The sequence below is a fragment of the Pseudomonas sp. LBUM1640 genome, assembly GCF_059716225.1.
The window spans coordinates 6,886,469-6,894,081 of the sequence record NZ_CP166816.1 but is presented as its reverse complement, the minus strand read 5'-3'; the positions used below and the strand labels follow the sequence as shown (position 1 = coordinate 6,894,081).

Annotated in this window: 7 protein-coding genes; all 7 read left to right on the top strand. The window is 56.0% G+C overall.

Features of this window, described 5'->3' with window-relative positions:
* Positions 1-585: 585 nt before the first annotated feature.
* A complete protein-coding gene (gene rpmH, locus ACA065_RS30775; protein WP_003213577.1) occupies positions 586-720 on the top strand; it encodes a 50S ribosomal protein L34 in 135 nt (44 codons plus the stop codon).
* A gap of 16 nt (positions 721-736) precedes the next feature.
* Positions 737-1,141: a ribonuclease P protein component gene (gene rnpA, locus ACA065_RS30770; protein WP_341869439.1), complete on the top strand. Its 405-nt coding sequence runs from the start codon at positions 737-739 to the stop codon at positions 1,139-1,141.
* Positions 1,134-1,379: a membrane protein insertion efficiency factor YidD gene (gene yidD / locus ACA065_RS30765; RefSeq protein ID WP_077430980.1), complete on the top strand. Its 246-nt coding sequence runs from the start codon at positions 1,134-1,136 to the stop codon at positions 1,377-1,379. Before rnpA ends, yidD begins: the two co-directional genes overlap by 8 nt.
* A gap of 2 nt (positions 1,380-1,381) precedes the next feature.
* Positions 1,382-3,064, top strand: a complete 1,683-nt coding sequence (gene yidC, locus ACA065_RS30760; RefSeq protein WP_497692788.1) for a membrane protein insertase YidC — start codon at positions 1,382-1,384, stop codon at positions 3,062-3,064.
* A gap of 79 nt (positions 3,065-3,143) precedes the next feature.
* Positions 3,144-4,514 (top strand): tRNA uridine-5-carboxymethylaminomethyl(34) synthesis GTPase MnmE, encoded by a 1,371-nt coding sequence (mnmE, locus tag ACA065_RS30755; protein WP_497692787.1) that lies wholly within the window; start codon positions 3,144-3,146, stop codon positions 4,512-4,514.
* A 551-nt stretch (positions 4,515-5,065) separates the two neighbouring features.
* Positions 5,066-6,958, top strand: a complete 1,893-nt coding sequence (gene mnmG, locus ACA065_RS30750) for a tRNA uridine-5-carboxymethylaminomethyl(34) synthesis enzyme MnmG (RefSeq protein WP_497692786.1) — start codon at positions 5,066-5,068, stop codon at positions 6,956-6,958.
* Positions 6,955-7,599 (top strand): 16S rRNA (guanine(527)-N(7))-methyltransferase RsmG, encoded by a 645-nt coding sequence (gene rsmG, locus ACA065_RS30745; protein ID WP_497692785.1) that lies wholly within the window; start codon positions 6,955-6,957, stop codon positions 7,597-7,599. Before mnmG ends, rsmG begins: the two co-directional genes overlap by 4 nt.
* Positions 7,600-7,613: the final 14 nt, after the last annotated feature.

The window sequence follows — 7,613 nt, the reverse complement described above, 5'->3', positions numbered from 1 at the left end:
GGATATCCCCTAAGTTGAAAGCCGGTGAGGCAAAAACAGCCGCCATTGTAGCGGCCAGCCGTCCACTTATCCACATGTAGGTTGCTCACAGAGCACCCAAAATCAATGCGTTAACCGTAAAAAAGGCGACCAATGGTCTGTGCATAAGCTCTGTGGATAAGCGTGCCTAAGCTCGTTGTACAAGTGGGGTCGAAAGTCTGTGGGTAACTGGCCTGTGGATAACAACCCATTCCACCCACAGCTTATCCGATAGCGCAGCACAGGCTAAGCACCGTTTCCCCGCCTAGTTGTCATTCTCTGTACATCAGGTGGAATATGGGCTTAACGCAGTTATCCACAGAAGATCGTGCCCCTAGCTTTTATAAGCTTTACAGAAAAGCTTTAAATAACTTCCTTCTTTATTTTTATATCTATGGCATTGCCCATGAAAGCCCGGCGAGCAGAAAAGGCCGGAATGCCTGTGAAGATCTAATTGAAGGAAAAGCTGGTTGGAAATTGACCTAGAGGCTTGCTTTCTCTAGAATCGCCGGTCTCTTAAAACGGGGGCCATTCCGGCCCGTTGTGGACGAACCAGGTAACAACGCCATGAAACGTACTTTCCAACCAAGCACCATCAAACGCGCCCGTACTCACGGCTTCCGTGCTCGCATGGCTACCAAGAACGGCCGTGCTGTCCTGTCGCGTCGCCGCGCCAAAGGTCGTGCGCGTCTGGCAGTTTGATAATCCGGTACTGGTGGTGAGTCAGGACTTCAGTCGGGAAAAGCGTCTGCTAACCCCCCGGCACTTCAAGGCAGTCTTTGACTCCCCCACCGGCAAGGTTCCGGGGAAAAATCTCCTGCTCCTTGCGCGTAACAACGATCTTGATCACCCCCGTCTCGGGTTGGTGATCGGCAAGAAGAGCGTAAAGCTCTCCGTTGAGCGCAATCGCCTCAAGCGTCTGATGCGCGAATCGTTTCGCCTCCACCAGGACACTCTGGTTGGTTGGGATATTGTTATCGTCGCGCGCAAAGGCTTGGGGGATGTAGAAAACCCCGAATTGATTCAGCATTTCGGCAAGCTCTGGAAACGTTTGGCGCGTACCAACAAGCCAGCACCAGTAGTCAGCACCGAAACTGTAGGGGTAGACAGCACCAATGCGTAAACTGGCCCTCGTTCCGATCCAGTTTTACCGTTATGCCATTAGTCCTCTGATGGCTAACCACTGTCGTTTCTACCCCAGTTGTTCCTGCTACGCGTTAGAGGCCATAGAAAATCATGGTCTTCTGCGCGGTGGCTGGCTGGCCTTTCGTCGTTTAGGCCGCTGTCATCCGTGGAATCCCGGTGGTTATGACCCGGTTCCGCCTATCCCTACCTCCCGTTCTTCTTCGATGGCCGAGTAATCATGGATATTAAACGCACGATCCTGATCGTCGCCCTGGCAATCGTGTCCTACGTCATGGTTCTTAAGTGGAACCAGGACTACGGCCAAGCTGCCCTGCCGACTCAGAATGTTGCTACCAATCAGGCTGCGCCGGCTATTCCGGACACCCCGTTGGGTAACAATGCGTCCGCGAGTGCCGATGTTCCCAGCGCGAATGGCGAGACAAGCGCCCCTCTAGAAACGCCAGTGGTCACCAATAAAGACCTCATCCACGTAAAAACGGATGTGCTCGACCTGGCTATCGACCCACAAGGTGGTGATATCGCGCAGTTGAAACTGCCGCTGTATCCACGTCGCCAAGACCACCCGGATGTTCCGTTCCAACTGTTCGATAACGGTGGTGAGCGTACTTATCTGGCACAAAGTGGCCTGACCGGCACCGACGGTCCGGATGCTCGTGCTACCGGTCGTCCGGTTTATTCGACCGAACAGAAGACTTATCAACTGGCCGACGGCCAGAACCAGTTGAACGTTGACCTGAAATTCAGTCAGGACGGCGTCAACTACATCAAGCGCTTCAGCTTCACCCGCGGTTTGTACGATCTGAAAGTCACTTATCTGATCGACAACGAAAGCGCCAAGCCTTGGAGCGGCAACCTGTTTGCACAGCTCAAGCGTGACAACAGCGCCGATCCGTCTTCCAGCACCGCCACCGGCACCGCGACTTACCTGGGCGCAGCCCTGTGGACAAGTAACGAGCCGTACAAAAAAGTGTCGATGAAAGATATCGACAAGGGCGCGTTGAAAGAAACCGTGCAAGGCGGCTGGGTTGCCTGGTTGCAACACTACTTCGTGACCGCATGGATCCCGAACAAGGCTGAAGCCAACCTGGTTCAAACCCGCAAAGACAGCCAAGGCAACTACATCATCGGTTTTACTGGCCCGGCGTTGACCGTCGCTCCAGGTGCCAAGGCTGAAACCAGCGCTACTTTGTACGCCGGCCCGAAAAGCCAGGCTGTGCTGAAAGAGTTGTCCCCAGGTCTGGAACTGACTGTGGATTACGGCATTCTGTGGTTCATTGCTCAGCCGATCTTCTGGCTGCTGCAACATATCCACAGCATCGTCGGTAACTGGGGCTTCTCGATCATCTTCCTGACCATGCTGATCAAGGGGATCTTCTTCCCTCTGTCGGCAGCCAGCTACAAGTCGATGGCCCGCATGCGTGCCGTAGCGCCGAAACTGGCCGCGCTGAAAGAGCAACATGGTGATGACCGGCAGAAAATGTCGCAGGCCATGATGGAGCTGTACAAGAAAGAGAAGATCAACCCGCTGGGTGGATGCTTGCCGATTCTGGTACAGATGCCGGTATTCCTGTCGCTGTACTGGGTGCTCCTGGAAAGCGTGGAAATGCGCCAGGCACCGTTCATGCTGTGGATAACTGACCTGTCGATCAAAGACCCGTTCTTTATCCTGCCGATCATCATGGGCGCAACCATGTTTATCCAGCAGCGCTTGAACCCGACCCCGCCGGATCCGATGCAGGCCAAGGTAATGAAAATGATGCCAATCATCTTCACCTTCTTCTTCCTGTGGTTCCCAGCTGGCCTGGTACTGTACTGGGTGGTCAACAACGTGTTGTCGATCTCTCAACAGTGGTACATCACACGTAAAATCGAAGCGGCTACCAAAAAAGCCGAGGCGTAATTTACTCTGTGGATTACCACTCAAGACGCCCCCTAGTGGGGCGTTTTGCTTTCCGTCACTTTTGTTTTGGAACCTGCTGATGAGCGCTCCTCGTGAAACCATCGCTGCTGTCGCTACCGCTCAAGGTCGCGGCGGCGTCGGTATCGTTCGAATTTCCGGGCCGCTGGCCAGCGTCGCAGCCCAAGCCATAAGCGGCCGTGAGTTGAAACCGCGATATGCCCATTACGGCCCCTTTCTGGATGCCGATAACACGGTATTGGACGAAGGCTTGGCGCTGTATTTTCCTGGCCCGAATTCGTTTACCGGCGAAGATGTCCTGGAATTGCAGGGCCACGGCGGGCCGATAGTCCTGGATATGTTGCTGCAGCGCTGCCTGCAGTTGGGTTGCCGCTTGGCGCGTCCGGGGGAATTCAGCGAGCGTGCCTTCCTGAATGACAAACTCGACCTTGCCCAAGCGGAAGCCATTGCTGACTTGATCGAGGCGAGTTCTGCACAGGCAGCGCGCAATGCATTGCGCTCGCTGCAGGGCGCTTTCTCGTTGCGTGTGCATAACTTGACCGAGCAACTGATCAGCTTGCGCATCTACGTCGAGGCCGCGATTGATTTCCCGGAGGAAGAAATCGACTTCCTCGCCGATGGCCATGTCCTGGCAATGCTGGATAAAGTCCGTGATGAGTTATCCACAGTGCTGCGCGAAGCCGGGCAGGGCGCTTTGCTGCGTGACGGCATGACGGTAGTGATTGCCGGTCGACCGAATGCTGGCAAGTCGAGCCTGCTGAATGCCCTGGCAGGACGTGAAGCCGCCATCGTGACCGAGATTGCCGGCACCACCCGGGATATCTTGCGCGAACATATCCACATCGATGGCATGCCACTGCACGTGGTCGACACGGCAGGTTTGCGTGATACCGACGATCAGGTCGAAAAGATCGGCGTGGAACGCGCGCTCAAGGCCATCGGTGAAGCGGACCGCGTGCTGTTGGTGGTGGACGCCACGGCGCCCGAAGCTGTGGATCCTTTTGCCTTGTGGCCGGAATTCCTTGAGCAGCGGCCAGACCCTGCGAAGGTCACCTTAATTCGCAACAAGGCCGACCTGACCGGCGAGGCGATTGCCATGGAAACCAGCGAAGATGGCCACGTCACTATCAGCTTGAGTGCAAAGTCGGCCGGCGATGGCCTGGAATTGTTGCGCGACCATCTCAAGGCCTGCATGGGCTATGAGCAAACATCGGAAAGCAGCTTCAGTGCACGCCGCAGGCACCTGGAGGCGTTACGTCACGCCAGCGCGGCATTGGAGCACGGTCGAGCTCAGCTGACCTTAGCGGGGGCAGGGGAGCTGCTGGCTGAGGATTTGCGTCAGGCACAGCAGCTGCTGGGTGAGATCACCGGTGCGTTCAGCTCGGATGATTTACTGGGTCGGATCTTTTCCAGCTTCTGCATCGGTAAATAACCCTTCGTCGTCCCCAGACAGGCCATTCGCGCCTGTCTGTTTCGCTCGCTTCAGAGCACTCCATCCCTTTTGACTCACCACTCAGCCCCTTGGCGGCTTTTGCGTGGGCGCTATTTGGCCGTCTGGGCAATTTTCTGTGGATTAAGCCCTGTGAATAACCGCCCTTGTGCCCAGTTGATAACAGGGCCTGAAACCTGAGTAAAAACCCCTCTGTGGATAACCACCTGTTTAATCCACAGGCTTAGAGCACTTATCCAAGGGCCTTATTGGCACATGACCACAGGCTTTTGAATCTCTGTACACAGAGTAAATAAAGGCCTGTAGCGATCTATCCACAGAAAGTGGCCTCAGTAGAAATAAACATAAAAACAAAGATCTTATAAATTTCTTTCTTTTTAATTTCTATTGTCTGTGATTCATCCACAGCTGGTTAAATTTTGTGCAAAGGGTTCTTTAGGAAGGGCTAAGTCCCTATACTTGCCGCCAAAGCTCTAAAACCAGCTCAACCAATCAATTCCTAATTACCTACATAAGCAGGCACGAGGTGCGTGGTGGATTTCCCTTCCCGTTTTGAAGTGATCGTCATCGGCGGCGGTCATGCCGGTACCGAGGCAGCACTGGCCTCAGCACGCATGGGCGTAAAAACCCTGTTGCTGACGCACAACGTGGAAACCCTCGGAGCCATGAGTTGCAACCCCGCCATTGGTGGGATCGGCAAAAGCCATCTGGTCAAGGAAATTGATGCCCTTGGCGGCGTCATGGCCATGGCTACCGACAAAGGTGGTATTCAATTTCGCGTGCTCAACAGCCGCAAAGGCCCAGCCGTACGGGCTACACGGGCACAAGCCGACCGCATCCTGTACAAGGCCGCGGTGCGCGAAACCCTGGAAAACCAGCCGAACCTGTGGATATTTCAGCAAGCAGCCGATGACCTGATCGTCGAACAGGACCAAGTACGCGGTGTTGTCACCCAAATGGGCCTGCGTTTCCTCGCAGAATCCGTGGTGTTGACCACCGGTACGTTCCTCGGCGGACTTATCCACATCGGCATGCAGAACTATTCCGGTGGCCGCGCCGGTGACCCGCCGTCGATTGCCCTGGCAAAACGCCTGCGTGAATTGCCGCTGCGCGTCGGCCGCCTGAAAACCGGGACCCCGCCGCGTATCGACGGGCGTTCTGTGGATTTTTCGGTGATGACCGAACAAGCCGGTGATACACCGATCCCGGTGATGTCATTCATGGGTTCCAAAGAACAGCACCCAAAACAGGTGAGCTGCTGGATTACCCACACCAACGCCCGAACCCATGAAATCATTGCCGCGAACCTCGACCGTTCGCCGATGTATTCCGGGGTGATCGAAGGCATCGGCCCGCGTTATTGCCCGTCGATCGAAGACAAGATCCACCGCTTTGCCGACAAGGAAAGCCACCAGGTCTTCATCGAGCCAGAAGGCTTGACCACTCACGAGCTGTACCCGAACGGGATTTCCACGTCCCTGCCGTTCGACGTGCAAATCCAGATCGTGCAGTCGATTCGCGGCATGGAAAATGCGCACATCGTGCGCCCGGGCTACGCCATTGAATACGACTACTTCGACCCGCGTGACCTCAAATACAGCCTCGAAACCAAAGTGATCGGCGGCCTGTTCTTCGCCGGGCAAATCAACGGCACCACCGGTTACGAAGAAGCCGGCGCCCAAGGTTTGCTGGCCGGGACCAACGCGGCACTGCGTGCACAAGGCAAAGACAGCTGGTGCCCGCGCCGCGATGAGGCGTACATCGGTGTGTTGGTCGACGACCTGATTACCCTTGGCACTCAGGAACCGTACCGGATGTTCACGTCTCGGGCGGAATATCGCCTGATCCTGCGTGAAGACAACGCCGACCTGCGCCTGACCGAAAAAGGTCGCGAGCTGGGCTTGGTCGATGACGCCCGCTGGGCTGCCTTCTGCAAAAAACGCGAAAGCATCGAGCTGGAAGAACAGCGCCTGAAAAGTACCTGGGTGCGCCCGGGCACCGAGCAAGGCGATGCGATTGCCGAAAAATTCGGCACGCCGCTGACCCACGAATACAATTTGCTGAACCTGCTGTCCCGTCCGGAAATCGACTACGCTGGTCTGGTCGAAGTGACAGGCCACGGTGCAGAAGACCCACAGGTCGCCGAGCAGGTTGAAATCAAAACCAAATACGCCGGTTACATTGACCGCCAACAGGACGAGATCGCTCGCCTGCGCGCCAGTGAAGACACCAAGCTGCCTGTGGATATCGACTACACCGGGATTTCCGGGCTGTCGAAAGAAATCCAAAGCAAGCTGGGGATAACTCGGCCGGAAACACTTGGCCAGGCTTCACGTATCCCTGGCGTCACCCCGGCAGCCATTTCGCTGTTGATGATTCACTTGAAAAAACGCGGCGCGGGCCGTCAGTTGGAGCAAAGCGCTTGAGTTCGTTGGTCACCTCGCAACACGCCGAAGAGTTATCCACAGGTGCTCGCCAGATTGGCGTCAACCTGACCGAAGCCCAGCACGAGTTGCTGCTGGGCTATCTGGCCCTGTTGATCAAATGGAACAAGGCTTACAACCTGACCGCGGTGCGCGACCCGGACGAAATGGTTTCCCGCCATCTGCTCGACAGCCTCAGCGTGATGCCGTTTATCGAAAATGGCCGTTGGCTCGACGTTGGCAGTGGCGGCGGCATGCCTGGCATCCCGTTGGCCATCCTGTTTCCCGAGTCGCAAGTCACATGCCTGGACAGCAACGGCAAGAAAACCCGCTTCCTGACCCAGGTCAAACTCGAGCTCAAGCTGGATAACCTTCAAGTTATCCACAGTCGCGTCGAAGCCTTCACGCCGCCGCAGCCGTTCAACGGGATTGTTTCCCGGGCGTTCAGCAGCATGGAGAACTTCAGCAACTGGACCCGCCACTTAGGCGACCGCGACACCCGTTGGCTGGCAATGAAGGGCGTTCATCCAAGCGACGAGCTGTTAGCATTGCCGGCAGACTTCCACCTCGATAGCGAACACGCCTTGGCCGTACCCGGTTGCCAAGGCCAACGCCATCTGCTGATACTGCGCCGCACGGCATGATTGGGAACACAAGC

Coding starts and splice junctions, on each gene's coding strand:
- rpmH (WP_003213577.1), top strand. CDS start 586: ATGAAACGTACTTTCCAACCAAGCACCATCAAACGCGCCCGTACTCAC.
- yidD (WP_077430980.1), top strand. CDS start 1,134: ATGCGTAAACTGGCCCTCGTTCCGATCCAGTTTTACCGTTATGCCATT.
- yidC (WP_497692788.1), top strand. CDS start 1,382: ATGGATATTAAACGCACGATCCTGATCGTCGCCCTGGCAATCGTGTCC.
- mnmE (WP_497692787.1), top strand. CDS start 3,144: ATGAGCGCTCCTCGTGAAACCATCGCTGCTGTCGCTACCGCTCAAGGT.